Origin of the sequence: Cryobacterium sp. MLB-32, assembly GCF_000738085.1 — a bacterium.
In the GTDB taxonomy this organism is placed as follows: Bacteria; Actinomycetota; Actinomycetes; order Actinomycetales; family Microbacteriaceae; genus Cryobacterium.
Genome location: NZ_JPRS01000074.1, coordinates 1 through 16,882, shown reverse-complemented (window position 1 = coordinate 16,882; position 16,882 = coordinate 1). Strand labels below are relative to the sequence as shown.

17 protein-coding genes and 1 pseudogene are annotated in these 16,882 nt (G+C 64.7%); 7 read left to right on the top strand and 11 right to left on the bottom strand.

The window, feature by feature from the left end; translation table 11 throughout:
- The first annotated feature begins 71 nt into the window (after nucleotides 1–71).
- Nucleotides 72–275: a cold-shock protein gene (locus JF66_RS09730; RefSeq protein WP_035840308.1), complete on the top strand. Its 204-nt coding sequence runs from the start codon at nucleotides 72–74 to the stop codon at nucleotides 273–275.
- A gap of 114 nt (nucleotides 276–389) precedes the next feature.
- On the opposite strand, the gene JF66_RS09725 is transcribed toward JF66_RS09730, so the two are convergent.
- Nucleotides 390–869: an Lrp/AsnC family transcriptional regulator gene (locus tag JF66_RS09725; RefSeq protein WP_035877421.1), complete on the bottom strand. Its 480-nt coding sequence runs from the start codon at nucleotides 867–869 to the stop codon at nucleotides 390–392.
- Between the two features lie 119 nt (nucleotides 870–988).
- On the opposite strand from JF66_RS09725, the gene JF66_RS09720 reads away from it, so the two are divergent.
- A complete protein-coding gene (locus tag JF66_RS09720; RefSeq protein ID WP_197059378.1) occupies nucleotides 989–2,191 on the top strand; it encodes a PLP-dependent aspartate aminotransferase family protein in 1,203 nt (400 codons plus the stop codon).
- A 200-nt stretch (nucleotides 2,192–2,391) separates the two neighbouring features.
- Here the strand turns inward: JF66_RS09720 and JF66_RS09715 are convergent, their stop codons facing one another.
- Nucleotides 2,392–4,209 carry a DEAD/DEAH box helicase gene (locus JF66_RS09715; protein WP_035877416.1) on the bottom strand — a complete coding sequence of 606 codons (1,818 nt, stop codon included), beginning with the start codon at nucleotides 4,207–4,209 and terminating at the stop codon, nucleotides 2,392–2,394.
- A gap of 56 nt (nucleotides 4,210–4,265) precedes the next feature.
- On the opposite strand from JF66_RS09715, the gene JF66_RS09710 reads away from it, so the two are divergent.
- Nucleotides 4,266–5,048, top strand: a complete 783-nt coding sequence (locus tag JF66_RS09710) for an SGNH/GDSL hydrolase family protein (protein ID WP_035877415.1) — start codon at nucleotides 4,266–4,268, stop codon at nucleotides 5,046–5,048.
- Nucleotides 5,049–5,132: 84 nt separating this feature from the next.
- Here the strand turns inward: JF66_RS09710 and JF66_RS09705 are convergent, their stop codons facing one another.
- Together JF66_RS09705 and JF66_RS09700 are read right to left on the bottom strand one after the other, a co-directional pair.
- Nucleotides 5,133–6,365 (bottom strand): D-alanyl-D-alanine carboxypeptidase family protein, encoded by a 1,233-nt coding sequence (locus JF66_RS09705; RefSeq protein WP_051973363.1) that lies wholly within the window; start codon nucleotides 6,363–6,365, stop codon nucleotides 5,133–5,135.
- 46 nt (nucleotides 6,366–6,411) lie between these two features.
- Entirely contained in the window at nucleotides 6,412–7,215 is an 804-nt protein-coding gene (locus tag JF66_RS09700; protein WP_035877414.1) for an RNA methyltransferase, read from the bottom strand.
- A 124-nt stretch (nucleotides 7,216–7,339) separates the two neighbouring features.
- Between JF66_RS09700 and JF66_RS09695 the strand changes: the two genes are divergently transcribed.
- Together JF66_RS09695 and JF66_RS09690 are read left to right on the top strand one after the other, a co-directional pair.
- Nucleotides 7,340–8,260 carry a Sir2 family NAD-dependent protein deacetylase gene (locus JF66_RS09695; RefSeq protein WP_081882284.1) on the top strand — a complete coding sequence of 307 codons (921 nt, stop codon included), beginning with the start codon at nucleotides 7,340–7,342 and terminating at the stop codon, nucleotides 8,258–8,260.
- A gap of 56 nt (nucleotides 8,261–8,316) precedes the next feature.
- Nucleotides 8,317–8,955 carry a histidine phosphatase family protein gene (locus JF66_RS09690; RefSeq protein WP_051973362.1) on the top strand — a complete coding sequence of 213 codons (639 nt, stop codon included), beginning with the start codon at nucleotides 8,317–8,319 and terminating at the stop codon, nucleotides 8,953–8,955.
- Here JF66_RS09690 and JF66_RS09685 read toward each other — a convergent pair.
- Together JF66_RS09685 and JF66_RS09680 are read right to left on the bottom strand one after the other, a co-directional pair.
- A complete protein-coding gene (locus JF66_RS09685) occupies nucleotides 8,927–10,018 on the bottom strand; it encodes a glycosyltransferase family 1 protein (RefSeq protein WP_035877413.1) in 1,092 nt (363 codons plus the stop codon). The two genes, JF66_RS09690 and JF66_RS09685, sit on opposite strands and share 29 nt — an antisense overlap.
- A complete protein-coding gene (locus JF66_RS09680) occupies nucleotides 10,015–10,914 on the bottom strand; it encodes an alpha/beta fold hydrolase (protein ID WP_035877412.1) in 900 nt (299 codons plus the stop codon). The genes JF66_RS09685 and JF66_RS09680 overlap by 4 nt, the downstream gene beginning before the upstream one ends.
- A 115-nt stretch (nucleotides 10,915–11,029) precedes the next feature.
- On the opposite strand from JF66_RS09680, the pseudogene treS reads away from it, so the two are divergent.
- Nucleotides 11,030–12,726: pseudogene (gene treS / locus JF66_RS09675) on the top strand (maltose alpha-D-glucosyltransferase).
- 29 nt (nucleotides 12,727–12,755) lie between these two features.
- Here the strand turns inward: treS and JF66_RS09670 are convergent.
- Nucleotides 12,756–12,989, bottom strand: coding sequence for a hypothetical protein (locus tag JF66_RS09670; RefSeq protein ID WP_035877411.1), 234 nt, complete (start codon nucleotides 12,987–12,989; stop codon nucleotides 12,756–12,758).
- A 9-nt stretch (nucleotides 12,990–12,998) separates the two neighbouring features.
- A complete protein-coding gene (locus JF66_RS09665; RefSeq protein ID WP_035877410.1) occupies nucleotides 12,999–13,304 on the bottom strand; it encodes a winged helix-turn-helix domain-containing protein in 306 nt (101 codons plus the stop codon).
- 204 nt (nucleotides 13,305–13,508) lie between these two features.
- On the opposite strand from JF66_RS09665, the gene JF66_RS09660 reads away from it, so the two are divergent.
- On the top strand, nucleotides 13,509–14,195 hold the full coding sequence (locus tag JF66_RS09660) for an exonuclease domain-containing protein (protein WP_035877409.1): 687 nt from the start codon (nucleotides 13,509–13,511) through the stop codon (nucleotides 14,193–14,195).
- A gap of 89 nt (nucleotides 14,196–14,284) precedes the next feature.
- Here the strand turns inward: JF66_RS09660 and JF66_RS09655 are convergent, their stop codons facing one another.
- The 3 genes from JF66_RS09655 to glgA all read right to left on the bottom strand — a co-directional run bounded on the left by JF66_RS09655 (nucleotide 14,285) and on the right by glgA (nucleotide 16,740).
- Nucleotides 14,285–14,536 (bottom strand): type B 50S ribosomal protein L31, encoded by a 252-nt coding sequence (locus JF66_RS09655; protein WP_035877408.1) that lies wholly within the window; start codon nucleotides 14,534–14,536, stop codon nucleotides 14,285–14,287.
- A 177-nt stretch (nucleotides 14,537–14,713) separates the two neighbouring features.
- Nucleotides 14,714–15,496, bottom strand: coding sequence for an ABC transporter ATP-binding protein (locus JF66_RS09650; protein ID WP_035877407.1), 783 nt, complete (start codon nucleotides 15,494–15,496; stop codon nucleotides 14,714–14,716).
- Between the two features lie 62 nt (nucleotides 15,497–15,558).
- Nucleotides 15,559–16,740: a glycogen synthase gene (gene glgA, locus JF66_RS09645; protein ID WP_035877406.1), complete on the bottom strand. Its 1,182-nt coding sequence runs from the start codon at nucleotides 16,738–16,740 to the stop codon at nucleotides 15,559–15,561.
- Nucleotides 16,741–16,882 lie beyond the last annotated feature (142 nt).

The window sequence follows — 16,882 nt, the reverse complement described above, 5'->3', positions numbered from 1 at the left end:
GGACGACGAATACCGCGACGAACGGCCCCGACAGTCGGGGTCGGTCTAACACTCCTGGAGGAGTTTTACAAATGGCAACAGGTACCGTGAAATGGTTCAACGCTGAAAAGGGCTTCGGCTTTATCGCACCCGACGACGGAAGCGCCGATGTTTTCGCGCACTACTCCGCGATCGCGTCGAATGGCTACAAGTCCCTCGATGAGAACCAGAAGGTCGAGTTCGAGGTAACCCAGGGCCCCAAGGGTCCCCAGGCCGAGAACATCCGCGCCCTCTAAATAGAGCTCAGTAACGCCCTCGCCTCTGGCGGGGGCGTTACTTCGTTAACGGTCACGCAGCACAGAAGGGCCCGGTCAGGTCGACCGAGCCCTTCTGTGCTGCGTGACCAGGTGCTACTTGACCAGATCCTGCCAACCGTCTCCGTCTACATATTCGAAGATGAGGTTTGTCTCCGTATGGGCGACGGCAGGATGCTCCGCGAGGTGCTCGAGCACAAAGTCCCGCAGATCGGAGGCATCCGCTGCGGCCACGTGGAGCAGGTAGTCATCCGCTCCCGCCGTGTGAAAGAGTCCGATCACGCCGGGCCAGTGCGGTGCCGCATTTCGAAAGTCGTCGATCTGCACCCGCGCATGCTTCGCGAGCCGCACCGAGATGAGCGCCTGGAGCGAGGCGCCGAGGGCGGCCAGGTCGATATTCGCCCGGTAGCCGCGAATGTGGCCGAGTTGCTGCAGTCGGCGCAGCCGCAGCGACACGGTGGATTCCGCGACGCCGATTTCCGACGCCAGGGCCGCTCCCGATGCGCGCGCGTTCACCGACAGTGCGCGCAGGAGCGCACGGTCCACACGGTCAAGTTCTGGCTTCTTCGATTCCATCGGCATACTCCCTCGTTGCCAAGCAGTTTATGCGATTTTCAGGCCGCCTCGTGGCAGACTCTGCAGGCCCTCTTGCGCAGATGAACAGAATCTGTTTCTGTCAAGGTATGTTGCCACCGATGTCACGCATAGAGACCCGCGCCGTCCACTCTGGGATGGGCGGCGTCACCGAGAGCGGATCACACGTTCCCGTGATCGACCTGTCTACCACGAATCCCCTGACCGGTGTCGAATCGGGTGGCGAATCGTACGAAAACCTCGCAACGGGAGGTGAGCTGCAGCCGGGCGATTCCCCCGTGTATCAGCGCCTGTGGCAGCCCGGAGTCGCCCGATTCGAAGACGCCCTGTCCTCACTCGAAGGCAGCGAGGGCACCGTGGCATTCGCCTCGGGGATGGCGTCCCTGTCGGCCGTTCTTCTAGCCACGGTCACGGCGGGCAAAGCCCATGCGGTCGCCCTGCGCCCCCTGTACGGCGGAACGGATCACGTTCTCGCCACCGGCCTCCTGGGCACGACGGTCACCTGGACCGACGTCGCGGGCATCACTGCAGCGATCCGGCCCGATACCGGACTCGTGATACTCGAGAGCCCAGCCAATCCGACGCTCGAGCTCACCGACATCCGCTCCGTCGTCGCGGCCGCCGGCAGCGTTCCGGTGCTCGTGGACAACACCTTCGCCACTCCCGTGCTCCAGCGTCCGCTCGAGCACGGTGCGACCCTCGTGCTGCACAGCGCCACCAAGTATCTGGGGGGTCACGGCGATGCCATGGGTGGAACGGTTTCCGGACCGACAGAGTGGATGGTGCGACTGCGACAGGTGCGCGCGCTCACGGGTGGTCTGCTGCATCCGCTGTCTGCGTACCTGCTGCAGCGGGGGCTTCGTACTCTACCGGTGCGCGTGCGCGCCCAGCAGACGACGGCAGCCGAAATAGCCACCCGTCTCGAGGGCCACCCCGCGCTCACCCGCGTGCTCTACCCCGGCCTGCCCGGCCAAGACCCCCAGCACCTCATCGGACGGCAAACGGCGGGTGCCGGCTCGCTGATTGCCCTGGACTTCGTGGGCGGGTTCGACGCCGGCGTGCGATTCACGGAGGCCTGCAGCCTGATCACGCACACGGTATCACTCGGCGGAGTGGATTCCCTCGTACAGCACCCCGCATCCCTCACGCACCGTCCCGTCGAGGCGAGCGCTCGGCCGTCGGCCGGGATCGTGCGGCTGTCGATCGGTTTGGAGCATGTCGAGGACCTGATGGCGGACATTCTCGTCGCCTTGGAGGCCGCGCAGGCTGCTCCAGCGGCCGATGCCGTGGTGCTGTCCGCCTAACGCGGTTGGCTGGACCGGGTCGCGGGGTCTCGATCGCTCGTCCCTCGCGCCTCGACCAGCGGACGGGGCCAGCTCGATCGCTCGTGCCTCGCGCCTCGACCAGCGGTCGGAGTCAGCTCGATCGCTCGTGCCTCGCGCCTCGACCAGCGGTCGGGGCCAGCTCGATCGCTCGCGCCTCGCGCCCCGATCAGCGGACGGAGTCAGCTCCGGCCGAGTCGGCGACGGAGCAGGTCAATGCGCGCTTGCAACTGCGTGACACTCGCCTGCGCCACGGCCGGTCCGCCGCAGAGCCGGCGCAACTCGGCATGGATCATGCCGTGCGGTTCCTCCGCGAGCTTCGACCACATGCCCACAAGACTCGCGAGCAGCGTTCGCTGCTCCTTGAGCGTGCGATAGAGCGGCGGCGGGTCCAGCGGCGCGATCTCGCCCGTCACCGGGTCCTTGCGCTTGTCAGTGGAGCGTTTCGCCTGCCGGGACTGGTGGTGTCGCAGCAGCTCGGAGACCTGTTCCGGCTCCAGCAGGCCGGGGATGCCGATGAAGTCGAATTCCTCATCCGTGCCGGGTTCGGCGAGTTCGCCGAATTCGTCGCCGTTGAACATAACCATGTCAAACGTGGCCTGGGAGTCCAGCGCCTGCCAGGTGAATTCCTCTTCACCCAGATCGTCCGACGCCTTCTCGTCCTTGTTGGCCGCGGCCACCATGGCATCTTCGGGGTTGTACATACCGTCGTCGCCGTCTTCACGGTTGCTCCGGTCCAGCGCGTGGTCGCGTTCGAGCTCCATGGCATTGGCGAGACTCAGCAACCCGGGCACATTCGGCAGGAAGATCGACGCCGTCTCGCCGCGCCGACGAGCACGCACGAAACGGCCGATGGCCTGAGCGAAATAGAGCGGGGTGGCCGCGCTCGTGGCGTAGACCCCCACGGCCAGCCGCGGCACGTCGACACCCTCCGACACCATCCGCACGGCCACCATCCAGCGTCGGGTGTTCTTGGAGAACTCGTCGATGCGGTCGCTGGACTCTTTTTCATCCGAGAGAACGATCGTCACCGGTTCCCCGCAGATATCCTCAAGGATCACCGCGTAAGCCCGCGCCATGGTCTGGTCGGTCGCGATCACGAGGCCACCGGCATCCGGAATCCCTTGGCGCACGGCCGTGAGGCGCTGGTCCGCCGAGCGCAGCACCGCCGGAATCCACTGTCCCGTGGGCTCGAGCGCTGTGCGCCACGCCTGGCTGGTGATGTCCTTGGTGTTGCCCTCACCGAGTTTGGCTTCCATCTCCTCACCGGCCCGGGTGCGCCACTTCATGTGCCCCGCATAGACCATGAACATGACGGGGCGCACAACACCGTCCGCGAGGGCGCGGCCGTAGCCGTACGCGTAGTCGCTCTGCGACATGCGGATGCCGTGTTTGTCCGGCAGGTAGCTCACAAAGGGGATGGGCGACGTATCAGAGCGGAACGGGGTGCCGGTGAGGGACAGCCTCCGGGTGGCCGGACCAAAGGCCTCACGGATGGCGTCGCCCCAGCTGAGCGCGTCACCGCCGTGGTGAATCTCATCGAGGATCACGAGAGTGCGGCTCGACTCGGTCAGCCGCTTGTGCAGCGCGGCCCGGGCTGCCACCTGCGCGTAGGTCACCACGACGCCGTGGTAGTGGCTGCCGTAGATGCCGTCGGCGTTCTTGAACATGGGGTCCAGACGGATGCCCGCGCGCGCCGCGGCATCCGCCCACTGGTTCTTGAGATGCTCGGTGGGAGCGACCACCGTGATGCGGTCGATGGTGCGGCGGGAGCGCAGCTCGGCGGCGAGTCGCAGCGCGAACGTGGTCTTGCCGGCCCCCGGTGTCGCGGCGGCGAGAAAGTCTCGGGGCTCGTGCTGGAAATAGGCCTCGAGGGCCTCGGCCTGCCAGGCCCGCAACTTGCTTGCGGTGCCCCAGGCGGCTCGCTCCGGGAAGGAGGGGGACAAGTGTTCGGCTGCACTCGTTCCCTGCGCGGGACCGAAAACAGATGGAGTATTCACTCCTCCTCAAGATATCAAGTTGTGCCGCACCGCGTGTGTACCGACAGAATGAAAACATGACGAAGCAACAACATCCGTGGTCCCGTTACGTCGCCCTCGGGGATTCCTTTACCGAAGGTATCGGCGACCCCGAGCCCGCAAGCCCGGGCGGCAACCGGGGCTGGGCCGATCGAGTGGCCGACGTTCTCAGCGAAGGCACCGACGATTTCGCGTATGCGAACCTCGCCGTGCGCGGAAAATTGATCCGACAAATTTCTCACGAACAGATCGCACCGGCCCTTGCGCTGCACCCAGACCTCATCACATTCTCGGCCGGCGGTAACGACGTTCTGCGCCCCGGCACCGACCCGGACGAGATCGCGGCCCGCTGCGAGGAGGCCGTCAGCCGGCTCAGCCGCGACGGTGCAACCATCGTGTTGTTCACTGGGGCGGACGTGGGCTTCTCCCCGGTTTTCCGCGGGATTCGCGGCAAGGTCGCCATCTACAACGAAAACATGCGCGCCGTGGCGACCAAGTACGACTGCGTTGTGGCCGACATGTGGTCGCTGACGGAGATTCAGGACCCGCGCCTCTGGGCGCCCGACCGTTTGCACCTCAACGCGTTCGGACACCACACCGTAGCGCGCATGGTGCTCGCGTCACTGAACGTGGCCAACAGCCTTGAGCCACAGCAGCCCGAGCCGATGCCCGGGACCACGTGGCGGCAGGCGCGCACGGAAGATCTGGCTTGGGCTCGCACCTACCTCGTGCCGTGGGTGCTGAGGCGCATCCGCCATCAGTCCTCGGGCGACCACATCTCACCCAAACGCCCCCTTGCCGGGCCTTTTCTCGCCGACTAGAGCGGGTCACGGGCGGTGCCCGCCCCAGGCGCGTCAGTCAGGCCTGAGGCGGGACGGGGCCTGAGACGGGCCGGGCCGGGGGAGCTAACGTCCGGCGGCGAGTTCACCCGGGTGAGTGAAGCGCCAACCAGCACCCGGATCGGTGACCGCTGCGTCGAGCACGAGCGGCACGCTCACGTCAGTGTCTCCCACCGAGAAGTCAACGTCCCCGACGGCGTCACCGAGCGCTCCGGTCTGGATGCTGCGCGCTGTGATGGTGCCGGCGATGGGCGTGTCCGACCAGACGAGAGCGGATGCCTTCTCCCCCGCCACGGCGTTCGTCGTCTGTCCCCAGGGGGTTGTGTAGCTGCCGTAGACGGCGCCCTTCTCGGCGAGCGTCACGTTCTGGAAACCCGGCTTCACGCTCTCGATCAGCGCCGAAATGGCGTCGTTGAGCTCCGTGTGGGTGTCGCCGCCGAGTACGACACCCACCAGAGTGACCGTTTCGTCGCCGATCTGCACGTCGGTCGAAAAAAGCAGGCAGGCACCGGCGACATCCGTTGTGCCGGTTTTGATCCCGTCGACACCATTGGTGCCGAGAAGCTTATTCGTGCTCGTGACGGTACCGATCGTCGGCAGCACGGCTGTGGGCAGGGCCACGATCTCGGCCAGCGCGGGACTGCCCAGAACGAGCTTGGCCAGCTCTACGAGGTTCGCCGGGCTGCTCACACTGTTCGAGGAGATACCGCTCGTGTCCGCGACGACCGTGTCCGTCAAGCCGTGGTCGGTCAACCATGCGTTGGCGGCCTCGAGATAGGCGCTCTCCGACCCGTAGGCCCACACTGCAAGAGAGGCGGCGTAGTTGTTCGCCGACGGCAGGAGCATGGCTTCGAAGGCTTCCCGCTGGGTGAGGACCATCCCGGAGACGACCGGGGCCACTGAACCGTTCTCCGCGAGAGACTTGTAGTAGAGCTCGATGTCGGCATCGGTGAAGGTGATGTCGGGGCCGGCCTCATCAGCGCCGAGGGGTTTGGCCTCGAGAACCACGAGGGCCGTCACCATCTTGGTGATGCTGGCGATCGGCATGGCGGCCTGATCGCCGTTCGACGCCAGAACGCCGGGGAATCCGACGGCCCCGATCGCCCCCGTACCGAAACTCGGCCACTGCGGGGTCGCGGCGGGCTGCGTGAGCGGAACTGGTTGGCTGATCTCGGCTGCCGACGCCGGCACCGGGGCCAGCCCGGTGGCGGCGAGGTAGCCGAAACCCATCACTGCTACGAGGACGAGTGCGAAAACGGCGAGGCGTCTCCGGCGGTAGATCACACGGCGGGTCGGCATCCGTCAATCCTATAGACGCGCGCGCCTCACCGGGTGTCGGCGGGCGTCACCGCCGCAGCGCGTACAGCGCCACGGCGCTGGCCGACGCGACATTGAGCGAGTCGACCCCATGGAGCATGGGGATGGTGACCACCGTATCGGCAGCCGCCAGAGCGTGAGTGCTGAGCCCGTCCCCCTCAGCACCGAGCACGAGTGCCACTCGCTCCGGCGGGTCGATGGCGAAACGGTCGAGAGACACCGCCGTATCGCTCAGTGCGAGCGCGGCGAGATGGAATCCCGCGGCGTGCAGGAGCGGCGCGGCCTCACTCCATTCCGGCAGGCGGGTCCACGGCACCTGCAGAACGGTGCCCATGCTCACGCGCACGCTGCGACGGTACAGCGGATCGGCGCATCGCGGGGTAATCAGCACGGCGTCCGCGCCGAGTCCGGCCACAGAACGAAAAATTGCCCCGACATTGGTGTGGTCCACGATGTCCTCGAGAATCACGATTCGGCGCGCATCCCGGATGATGTCGGGGACCGACGCGAGCGCCGGTCGATGCATGGCAGCGAGCGCGCCTCGGTGCAGGTTGTAGCCCGTGAGCTTCTCCAGAACCGCAGACGTGCCGACATAGACCGGCACATCCGGCCACTCAGCCAACAGCCGTTCGGCATCGGGGAGCCATTGTTCCTGCACCAGCAGGGAACGCGGCTGGTGACCGGCCGCGATAGCGCGTCCGATCACCTTCGGGGACTCAGCGATGTAGAGCCCGTTTGCGGGCTCGGACACTCGGCGCAGCGCGACATCTGTCAGGCGCGAGTAGTCGCTCAGGTCGGGCAGATCGAGGTCGGTGATGGGAATGATCTGCACGAGTGGAACGCCTTTCGAGGGAGTGTAATCTCCAGCCTGACAGGTCAGGATTCAAATACGGAAAACAGACGAGTTTAGAATTGACGTGTGGGGTCTGTACAGCGCCCACAAGGATGGAGCATTCATGACGGCCGACCTGCTCCCGCCCGCCGCGACCCTGGCCGCCGAGACGCTCCCCGTCACCGACGACGAGACGGTCTCGGTCGACGCTCTGGCGGATGCTGTTATCGCGAACGACCAGCTCGACGCCGTGGCGGCCATCCTGCACGGCAAGCAAACCGTTGTACTCACGGGAGCCGGAGTCAGCACCGATTCGGGGATTCCCGATTACCGTGGCGAAGGCGCGCCGGTGCGTAATCCCATGACCTTCCAGACTTTCGCGGGCAACGAACGCGCCCGCAAACGGTATTGGGCCGGCAGCCACCTGGGCTGGCGGCACTTTCGTGCGGCCCAACCCAACCTGGGCCACGATTCACTCGTATTGCTTGAACGAGCGGGCATTGTCTCCGGAATCATCACGCAAAACGTCGACGGTCTCCACACCCGGGCCGGCTCACGCCATGTCGTCGAACTCCACGGGTCGATGGACCGCGTCATCTGCCTTGTCTGCGGACAGGCGTTCGGACGGGACAGCGTGGCGGCGCGACTCGAGGCCGCGAACCCGCTCCTGAACAGCCCGGACGCCGTGCGTCTCGCCCCGGATGGGGACGCCGACGTGGACGATATCGACGGTTTCATCATCCCCGCGTGCACCGTCTGCGGCGGGATGCTCAAACCTAACGTGGTGTTCTTCGGTGAGTTCGTGCCGACGGAGAGGTTCGCGTCCGCCCAGTCCCTGGTGCAGGGTGCCGACGCGCTCATCGTGGCGGGGTCGTCGCTCGCCGTGAATTCGGGCATCCGTTTGCTCGAGCAGGCACGGCGCCGCAAACTGCCGATCATCGTCATCAATCGGGGAGCGACGAAGGGGGACGGTCGCGCGGTCCTCAAGCTTGAAGCCGGAACCTCGGAGACCCTCGCCGGATTGGCCGAGCGCCTGTGCCCATAGAAGTGCCTGAGCCCACAGAAGTGCCTGAGCCCAGAGAAGTGCCTGAGCCCAGAGAAGTGCCTGAGCCCAGAAAGCAGAATGCGGCGCCGGAGCGGCCGACGCAACTATCCATCGTTCGGCACGGGCAAACAGAGTGGAATCGTCAGCAGCGTATCCAGGGCAGCACGGACATCCCTTTGAACTCCATCGGCCGAGCGCAGGCCGCAGAAGCCGGCGTGCGGCTGCGTGAACACACCTGGGACCGCGTGGTGAGCAGCCCTCTCGCGCGGGCGGAAGAAACGGCACGCATCATCGCCGGCGAACTGGGCCTTCCGCTCCCGCAGGTCGATGACGCCATGACGGAGCGTCACCACGGAGAGATGGAAGGGCTCACCTTCACCGAACGCCAGGCGCGCTTTCCCGACGGCGTGCCTGTTGCCGGACTCGAGACGCGCCAGCAGGTGCTCGATCGAGTGCTTCCCGCGTTAGCCCGCTTGGCCGAACGCTACGAGGGAGAGTCCATTCTCGTAATCAGCCACGGCGGCATCATCGGCACACTGCTTCGACACTTCACGGCGGGCGATCGCCCGAGGCACAACGAGATCATCGCCAATGGCTCCGTGCATGACTTCGTGTGGCGTGACGGCCGCGTCGAGTTGACACACTTCGACGCGACCCTTCGCACGGTCAACGAGTCGTTTGACGTGCTCCGCTAACCGTGCTCTGGGCGGTCACCGCGTCGAGCAGTTTCTCCGCTGACGATCGCCAGGTGAAGCGGGCGGCGGTCTCGACCGAGGCCGCCGAACGTGCAGCCCACTCCCCCGGTTTTGTCAGCGTGCGCACCGCGTCGACGAGCGCTGTGGGGCTGGTGGGCTCGAAATACACGGCCGCGTCTCCGCCGATCTCCCGAAAGATCGGAATATCGCTGACCGCGATGGGAATCCCGAGGCTCATGGCCTCCACGAGCGGGATACCGAATCCTTCGTCGAGCGAGGCCGTCACGAGGGCTGTCGCCGAGCGGAGCACGGCGACGTATTCCTCGTCGGTCACCCCGTTATGGAACACCAGCCGCGCCTGCGGCGCCAGAGCAGTCAGGCGGGCCTGTTCCGGCTCCGGTACGCGGCTCATCAGGTGCAGCTCATGGCCGGGAAGCTCGGCCACGGCCCGCACAAGCGTGTCCACGTTCTTGTAGGGCATGAAGGAACCCATGTACACCAGACGTCCCGTTTCGGGGGTCTCACGCCGGACAGGCGGCCCGCCCGAGGCGTCCGCGGCGTTGGGCACAACAAGGACGGGTCGCTTGGTGAGGTTGTGCTCGGCGATGAGACCCCGGGTCGTCTCGGAGACCGTGACCACGGCATCGGCGCGGTTCAGCAACATCCGTTGCGGCCACCACGACAGGTGATACAGACGCCAGAGCAGGCGAATCACTGCCGGAAACTCCCGAGGGGGCGTGCGATTGCGGTAATAGATCAGGTCGTGAACGGTGAGCAGAAGACGGTAGTTGCGACCCCACGAACCCATGGTTTGCATCGGGCTGAAGACGACATCCGGATGAAGCTTATTCACCTGGCGCGCCACAAACGGTTCACGGATGCTCGTGGGAGCGCTCGTGAGCTGCCACGGCAGGTTCGGAAGCAGGTCGAGCTGGCGGTGATCACTGATCAGCATCGTGAGCGGATGCAGCCTGGCCAACTCCGTCACGAGACCGGCGGTGTAGCGGCTGATGCCGTCGTGCCGATCGGTGCGGGTGTAACGGCAATCGAAAACGATCTTCATGAGACCTCCGGGAGGGACAGGAAGCGCCGCAGTTCCGCGGCGGCCGGCTCGGGCATTTCGTAATGGATCAGGTGCCCCACATCGTTGATGACCGCCAGGGACGCTTGCGGAAACAGCACTTGTAGGCGGTACTGGGCCGCGAGAGGGGTGATGTCGTCTTTCTCCGCTGCGATCAGGAGTGTGCGCTCGGGGATGTCCGCGGCGAACTCGCTGACGTCGTGCCCGACGGACGCCTTGAAGGCGTCCATCACCACCGTTCGGTCGAAGAACGCCGAGAAGTATCGGTCGTGCTGGTTATGGATCCATCGGCGCAGCATGGGCTCGCGTGTCTTGGTCATCGTCACACTCATGATCCGCACGATCGCCCGGTTGCGCAGGAGCGCGAACCCGAGCCGTTCGGGCAGAGCCGCCGCGGCCCAGTAGTAGAACACGGCCAGCCGGGTGAGCACGCCGCGCGGTCCGGACAGCGCCGGAGCAGCGATGGGATTGACCAACACGACATCGTCGGCCCGAAGCCCGCCAGCCAGCGCCGCAGACACGACAATCGATCCGAACGAGTGACCGAGGATGACCAGCCTGCCGTCGGCTCCGAGCATTCGCACGAATTCGCGCAGCCACAGGGCGTAGCCGTCGAGGTCGTGGCGGATGCCGAGGAGCGGCTCGGAAGCGCCGAAACCCGGCAGGTCCGGCGACACGATTCGAACCCCGGTCAGATGCGCCACAACGGGCTCAAGGCCATGGTGATCCCCGCGAAACCCGTGCACCATCACGATCGTGGTCGTGGAACCCGGGTCGCCGTAGTCCCAGAAGGCCGTCGTGCTGCCGCACACCTCGAGGGCACGGGGCTTCACGGGGATCCGGGCGAGCAGGTCGGCATAGGGGGAAGGAACGATCACCCGTGAAAGTTTATCCGGGAGACTTGACTTCCTCTGGACAGACACCGAGTGCGTCGTTCTAGACTCACACTGTTGACCGCTTTCATGGCGCCCGCCATGGGCCGGGAGGAACACCGTGAGCTTTACCGCACCCATCCAGTTGCCGGGACTGACTCTGGATCCACTTTGGTACCGACGCTCGGTTTTCTACGAGGTCATGGTCCGCTCATTCGTCGATAGCAACGGTGACGGTTCCGGCGATCTCGCCGGGCTCGTGTCCAAATTGGACTACCTGCAGTGGCTGGGCATCGATGCGATCTGGATCCCGCCGTTCTTCACATCTCCACTACGTGACGGCGGCTACGACGTGGCCGACTATCGCACGATCCTGCCGGAATTCGGCACGCTCGACGAGTTCAAGGACCTCGTCACCAAGGCGCACGAACGCAACATGCGCGTGGTGATAGACCTCCCGCTCAATCACACGTCAGACCAGCACGACTGGTTCCAGCAGTCGCGCGAAGACCCCGAGGGCCCGTTCGGCGACTTCTATGTCTGGAGCGACACCGACGACAAGTACGCCAACGTTCGGATTATCTTCACCGACACGGAGGAGTCAAACTGGGCCTTCGACCCGGTGCGGCGCCAGTTCTTCTTCCACCGGTTCTTCTCGCATCAGCCAGACCTGAATTTCGAGAACCCGGCCGTTCACGAGGCAATTTTCGAGGTCGTCAAATTCTGGCTCGACCTCGGAGTCGACGGTTTTCGGCTCGACGCCATTCCCTACCTGTATGAGTCCGATGAGGGCAACGGCGAGGGCGAGCCGCCCACCCACGAATTCATCCGACGCTCCGCGCCATGGTCGACCGGGAATACCCCGGCCGCGTCATGATCGCGGAAGCGAACCAGTGGCCGCGCGAAGTGGCCGCCTTCTTTGGCACGGAAGAAGAGCCGGAATGCCACATGGCATTCGACTTTCCGGTGATGCCCCGCATCTTCTACTCGCTCAGGTCACAGCAGGCCAATGAGCTCGTCCGCGTGCTCTCGGAGACGACGGATATCCCCGAGGGGGCCGGCTGGGGAGTCTTCCTCCGAAACCACGACGAGCTCACGCTCGAAATGGTCAGCGAGGAATACCGGCAAGCCATGTATGGCTGGTACGCCTACGACCCTCGGATGCGCGCCAACATCGGCATCCGTCGTCGTCTCGCCCCCCTCCTGGACAACTCCCGGTCGGAACTCGAGCTGGCCCACGCCCTGTTGTTCGCTCTGCCCGGCAGCCCGTTTCTCTACTACGGCGACGAGATCGGCATGGGCGACAACATCTGGCTGCCCGACCGTGACAGCTCCCGCACGCCCATGCAGTGGACTCCGGACCGCAACGCCGGCTTCTCCGACGCCGATCCCGGCAAGCTGTACCTGCCGGTCGTACAGTCTCTGGTCTACAACTACACGCAAACGAATGTCGAGACGCATCTGGCGCAGTCCGGCTCACTCCTGCACTGGATTCGCAACGTCATCCACGTGCGAAAGAGCCACCCCACCTTCGGGCTGGGCACCATCACGGTACTCACCACCAACCACGAATCCGTGCTCGCCTTCACGCGCAGCTACGCCGGTTCCGGCCGGATGTTCGGGGACCAGCCGGAGACGGTGATGTGCGTCTTCAGCTTCTCGCACAATCCGGTGGCCTTTCAGATCACTGATCCGGCGATGGCGGGCACGCGGCTCTACGACCTCTTCGGCGGCGCGATATTCCCGACGTTCGACGAGGACGGCGCTCTCACGCTGACGCTCGGTGCGCAGAGCTTCTATTGGCTGCACTGCGGCTAGCCTCCACCTCACAGAACCGCAGAAGAGGGTCAGCCGACCTCGATCAACGTTCGCTCGATGCGTGCGAGCCGGGTGTCCAATCCCTCAAGCCTGGTCAACAGCTGCGTGTTCAGATCATTACTGGCGGCAAGGGCGGCCCGGACCTCGCCTCCGGACGACGCCTCCGCCTGCCTGCGGCGCAGTTTGAAATACTGGTCGAAGATCGAGTACGTAATACCCCCGATGATTGCGACGATGGGAATCCAGTAGACCGAGAGTTCCATGATTGATCCTTAATCGTGTCGGGCAGCGGCGACGCCGACTGCCTGGGTGATGGTGTGGATGTCGACCGTGACCGAAAACGGCACCAGGGAGACGTATTTAAGGGCGGTGCCCGCCGGAGAGAGTTCCAAGGACGTGGCGACGAACCCGCTCGCCTCGAGCTTGGCCAGATGCATGTACAACAGCGCTCGGGACATGCCGACGCGACGAGCCAACTCGCTCACATGCACGCGGCCCTGCGTCAGCTCGGACAGGATGATCATGCGTTGCGGGCTGGCCACGGCCGCGAGGGTTGCGCTGAGCTGTTCGACATTCACAATATTTCTCCTAACGGGTGCAAGTATATTATTGCACCCAGCTGAGCGCAACCCGGAAGAGCGCAACCCGTCCGACGCCGCCGAGGTCCGGCTGACGCCGTGCCCTCGACTCGCTCACCGCTGAGCAGGATGCCCCGATACTCATGCCCCTAATGGCGGGCGTCGTTCGCGAAGAGTGTCGGTCGTCGGCCGTAGGGTGGGAGTATGAGCAACTGGAGCGATCGACTCGCCGTTTTCGACACAGAGACCACCGGCATCGACGTGGAGACATGCCGCATCGTGTCCGCCACGGTGGCCGTGCTCAATGCCGCCGGCGAGGTCGAGCACAGAATCGACTGGCTCCTCGACCCGGGCGTCGAGATTCCAACCGGTGCCACGAATGTTCACGGCATCACGACCGAATACGCCGCTCTGCACGGCACGGACCCCGCCGTGGGCATCGCTGAGATCGTTGCGGCCCTTCGCGCGCACCTCGCCGACGGGCTTCCTGTTGTGGCCTACAACGCGCCGTATGACCTCACCCTCCTCAACCGCGAGGCCGTTCGTTACGGGATCGCCCCCTTGATCTCGCCCAGTCCGGTCATCGATCCTCTTGTCATTGACAAAGGCATCGACAAGTACCGCAAGGGCAAGCGCACGCTCGAAGTGACATCCGCCTTCTACGGCGTCACGCTCAGCGAGGCGCACGATGCCGGCGCCGACGCCATCGCTGCCGGCCGGGTGGCACAGGCCATTCACCGGGCTCACTCGAGCGCACTCCCCGCAACGCTCGACGACCTTCATGCCGCTCAGGTCACCTGGTACCGCCAGCAGGCCGAGAGTTTCCAGGACTACATGCGACGCGGCCGTGACCCCGAGTTCGTTGCAGACGTACTCTGGCCGGAACGCTAGGCCCGCACGCAAAGCCCACACGGGCTCAGGACACAAGAAAAGGCGACCAGCCGAAGCTGGTCGCCTTTCGTGTCGCTGTGGGGCAGGTGCTATTTACCGAAGCCCTTGTAGCGCGAGTTGAACTTCTCCACGCGTCCGGCAGCGTCCATGATGCGCTGCTTGCCTGTGTAGAACGGGTGCGACTCGGAGGAGATTTCCACGTCGATGACCGGGTAGGTCGTGCCGTCTTCCCACTCGATGGTCTTCTTGCTGGAGACCGTGGAGCGGGTGAGGAAGGTTGCGCCGGATGCGAGGTCGCGGAAAACGACTGCTTCGTAAAGGGGGTGGATGTCAGACTTCATGATTTCCTTATCGCACGTCAGGTGAACAGACTTGTAACTGGTCACAGTGCTATCTAGTTGGTGTTACACCGGATTCGCCGGTGCGGCGAAAAACTGGCAGGCCAGATGGCCCTTCAAAACTTTAGCAGAAGCCGCGCAGTAGCGGGCCATTAGCCTCGTCAAATACCCAGGCCGCCATTAAATTGCGCGGGCCGTGTAACGACCGTCGGCCTCCTGAAGGTCGATGGTCAGATCGAATGCGGTGCTGAGCGCCTCGGATGTGAGGGCCTCGGCCATCGGTCCCGACGCGACGACCGTTCCGTTCTTGACGAGCAGAACGTGAGTGAAGCCGAGTGGAATCTCCTCCACGTGGTGCGTGACCATGATGATCGCCGGTGAATGCGGTTCCTTGGCATAGCCGCTCAGCAACTGCAGCAGGGCCTCCCTGGCGCCCAGATCGAGGCTCGCGGCGGGCTCATCGAGCAACAGGATCTCGGGATCGGTCATCACCGCTCGAGCGATCTGCACACGCTTCTGCTCGCCGTCGCTCAGCGTGCCAAACTTACGCTGGGCAAGGTGGTCGAGCTTCCACTCCACGAGAACACGCTGCGCACGGCGCTCGTCAATGTCCTCGTATTCTTCGTTCCAGCGCCCGGTGACCGAGTACGCGGCCGTCATCACGACGTCGAGCACCTTTTCTCCGGCCGGAACCCGGCGGGCCATCGCCGTCGACGCGAATCCGATTCGCGGACGCAACTCGAACAGGTCAGTGCCACCGAGGGGCTCCTCGAGCACCTCGGCCTTACCGCTCGATGGATGGATGATCGCGGCGGCAATCTGTAACAGAGTGGTCTTACCCGCACCATTCGGTCCCAGAATCACCCATCGCTGATCATCGTCGACACTCCAATTCACTGAGTCGAGGATGGTTGTGCCAGCCCGGACGACGGATACGTCGGTGAATTGAAGAACGTTGACCATTAGGCCATGTTATCGGGCGTCACCGGGTCGCCGAGCACGTCGCCGGCCCGACGCCCCCTCGCTTAGAGCAGTGAGGCGTAAATCTCTCGGGTCCGAGTGGCGATCTGTGCCCAGCCGAATTCACGTTCGGCCCTCAGACGCCCCTGACGCCCCATCTCGGCGGCCCGCACGGGGTCGCCGACAACCTCGGCCAGCGTGCGCGACAAATCCGCGACAAAGGCATCCGGATCAAGAGGCGTGCCCGTTCCGTCGGTCATCTGCTCGATGGGCACCAGCCTTCCGGTTTCGCCGTCGGCCACCACCTCGGGGATTCCGCCCGTGGCCGTTCCGACAACGGCTAAGCCGCAGGCCATGGCTTCAAGATTGACGATGCCGAGAGGTTCATAGATCGAGGGACACACGAAAACGGTTCCCTGGGTGAGGACCGCAGAGAGTTCGTGCTGCGAGAGCAGGCGGTTGATCCAGACCACTCCTGAGCGTTCCTTCTGCAACTCTTCGACTCCGGCGGTGACCTCGGCGAGGATACCCGGAGTGTCCGGTGCGCCGGCGCAGAGCACAAGCTGAACGTCTGCTGGCAATGTAGCGGCGGCCCGCAACAGGTACGGGAGCCCCTTCTGCCGGGTGATGCGGCCGACGAACACGACCGACGGCCGCTCAGGATCGATGCCGAGCGATCGCACGAAGTCGAGATCATGGGTGGGCTTCCACCGATCCAGGTCGATGCCGTTGTACACCACGTGCACGCGAGAGGCGTCGAGGTCGGGATAGCTGCGCAGGATGTCGCGGCGCATGCCCCCGCTCACGGCAATCACGGCATCCGCTGCCTCAAAGGCCGTCTTCTCGATCCAGCTGGAGACGCGGTATCCGCCGCCGAGCTGCTCGGCCTTCCATGGACGCAGGGGCTCGAGACTGTGAGCGGTGACCACATGGGGGATCCCGTGGAGAAGCTTGGCGAAGTGGCCCGCGCCATTCGCGTACCACGTGTGGGAATGCACGAGGTCGGCACCCGACACGTCCTGAGCCATCTGCAGGTCGACTCCCAGCGTGGCCAGGGTGGGATTGGCCTGCGTCAGCGTCGCAGGCACGGTGTATGCGTACGTATCACTGTCCGTGCGAGGTTCACCGAAGCACCTCACCGTCACATCGATGTCCTCACGCAGGGCTCTCACGAGCTCCGTGACGTGCACGCCGGCCCCGCCGTAGATCTCGGGCGGGTATTCCTTGGTCAGTAGATCCACTCGCATGCAGTAAAACTAGCGCAGGCGGGGGCATCACTCATGCACAAAGCGCGCACAGACACCCCCGATGGTGCCTTACTCTGTACACATGAAGGCCAAGAAGATCTTTGGAATAGTACTCGCAGGTGGTGAGGGAAAGCGGCTGATG

Excerpts from the sequence above, each read along its gene's own strand:
- JF66_RS09655 (WP_035877408.1), bottom strand. The coding sequence starts at position 14,536 with ATGAAGTCTGACATCCACCCCCTTTACGAAGCAGTCGTTTTCCGCGAC.
- JF66_RS09660 (WP_035877409.1), top strand. The coding sequence starts at position 13,509 with ATGAGCAACTGGAGCGATCGACTCGCCGTTTTCGACACAGAGACCACC.
- JF66_RS09705 (WP_051973363.1), bottom strand. The coding sequence starts at position 6,365 with ATGCCGACCCGCCGTGTGATCTACCGCCGGAGACGCCTCGCCGTTTTC.
- JF66_RS09730 (WP_035840308.1), top strand. The coding sequence starts at position 72 with ATGGCAACAGGTACCGTGAAATGGTTCAACGCTGAAAAGGGCTTCGGC.
- JF66_RS09710 (WP_035877415.1), top strand. The coding sequence starts at position 4,266 with ATGACGAAGCAACAACATCCGTGGTCCCGTTACGTCGCCCTCGGGGAT.
- glgA (WP_035877406.1), bottom strand. The coding sequence starts at position 16,740 with ATGCGAGTGGATCTACTGACCAAGGAATACCCGCCCGAGATCTACGGC.
- JF66_RS09670 (WP_035877411.1), bottom strand. The coding sequence starts at position 12,989 with ATGGAACTCTCGGTCTACTGGATTCCCATCGTCGCAATCATCGGGGGT.
- JF66_RS09685 (WP_035877413.1), bottom strand. The coding sequence starts at position 10,018 with ATGAAGATCGTTTTCGATTGCCGTTACACCCGCACCGATCGGCACGAC.
- JF66_RS09725 (WP_035877421.1), bottom strand. The coding sequence starts at position 869 with ATGGAATCGAAGAAGCCAGAACTTGACCGTGTGGACCGTGCGCTCCTG.
- JF66_RS09695 (WP_081882284.1), top strand. The coding sequence starts at position 7,340 with ATGACGGCCGACCTGCTCCCGCCCGCCGCGACCCTGGCCGCCGAGACG.
- JF66_RS09720 (WP_197059378.1), top strand. The coding sequence starts at position 989 with ATGTCACGCATAGAGACCCGCGCCGTCCACTCTGGGATGGGCGGCGTC.
- JF66_RS09650 (WP_035877407.1), bottom strand. The coding sequence starts at position 15,496 with ATGGTCAACGTTCTTCAATTCACCGACGTATCCGTCGTCCGGGCTGGC.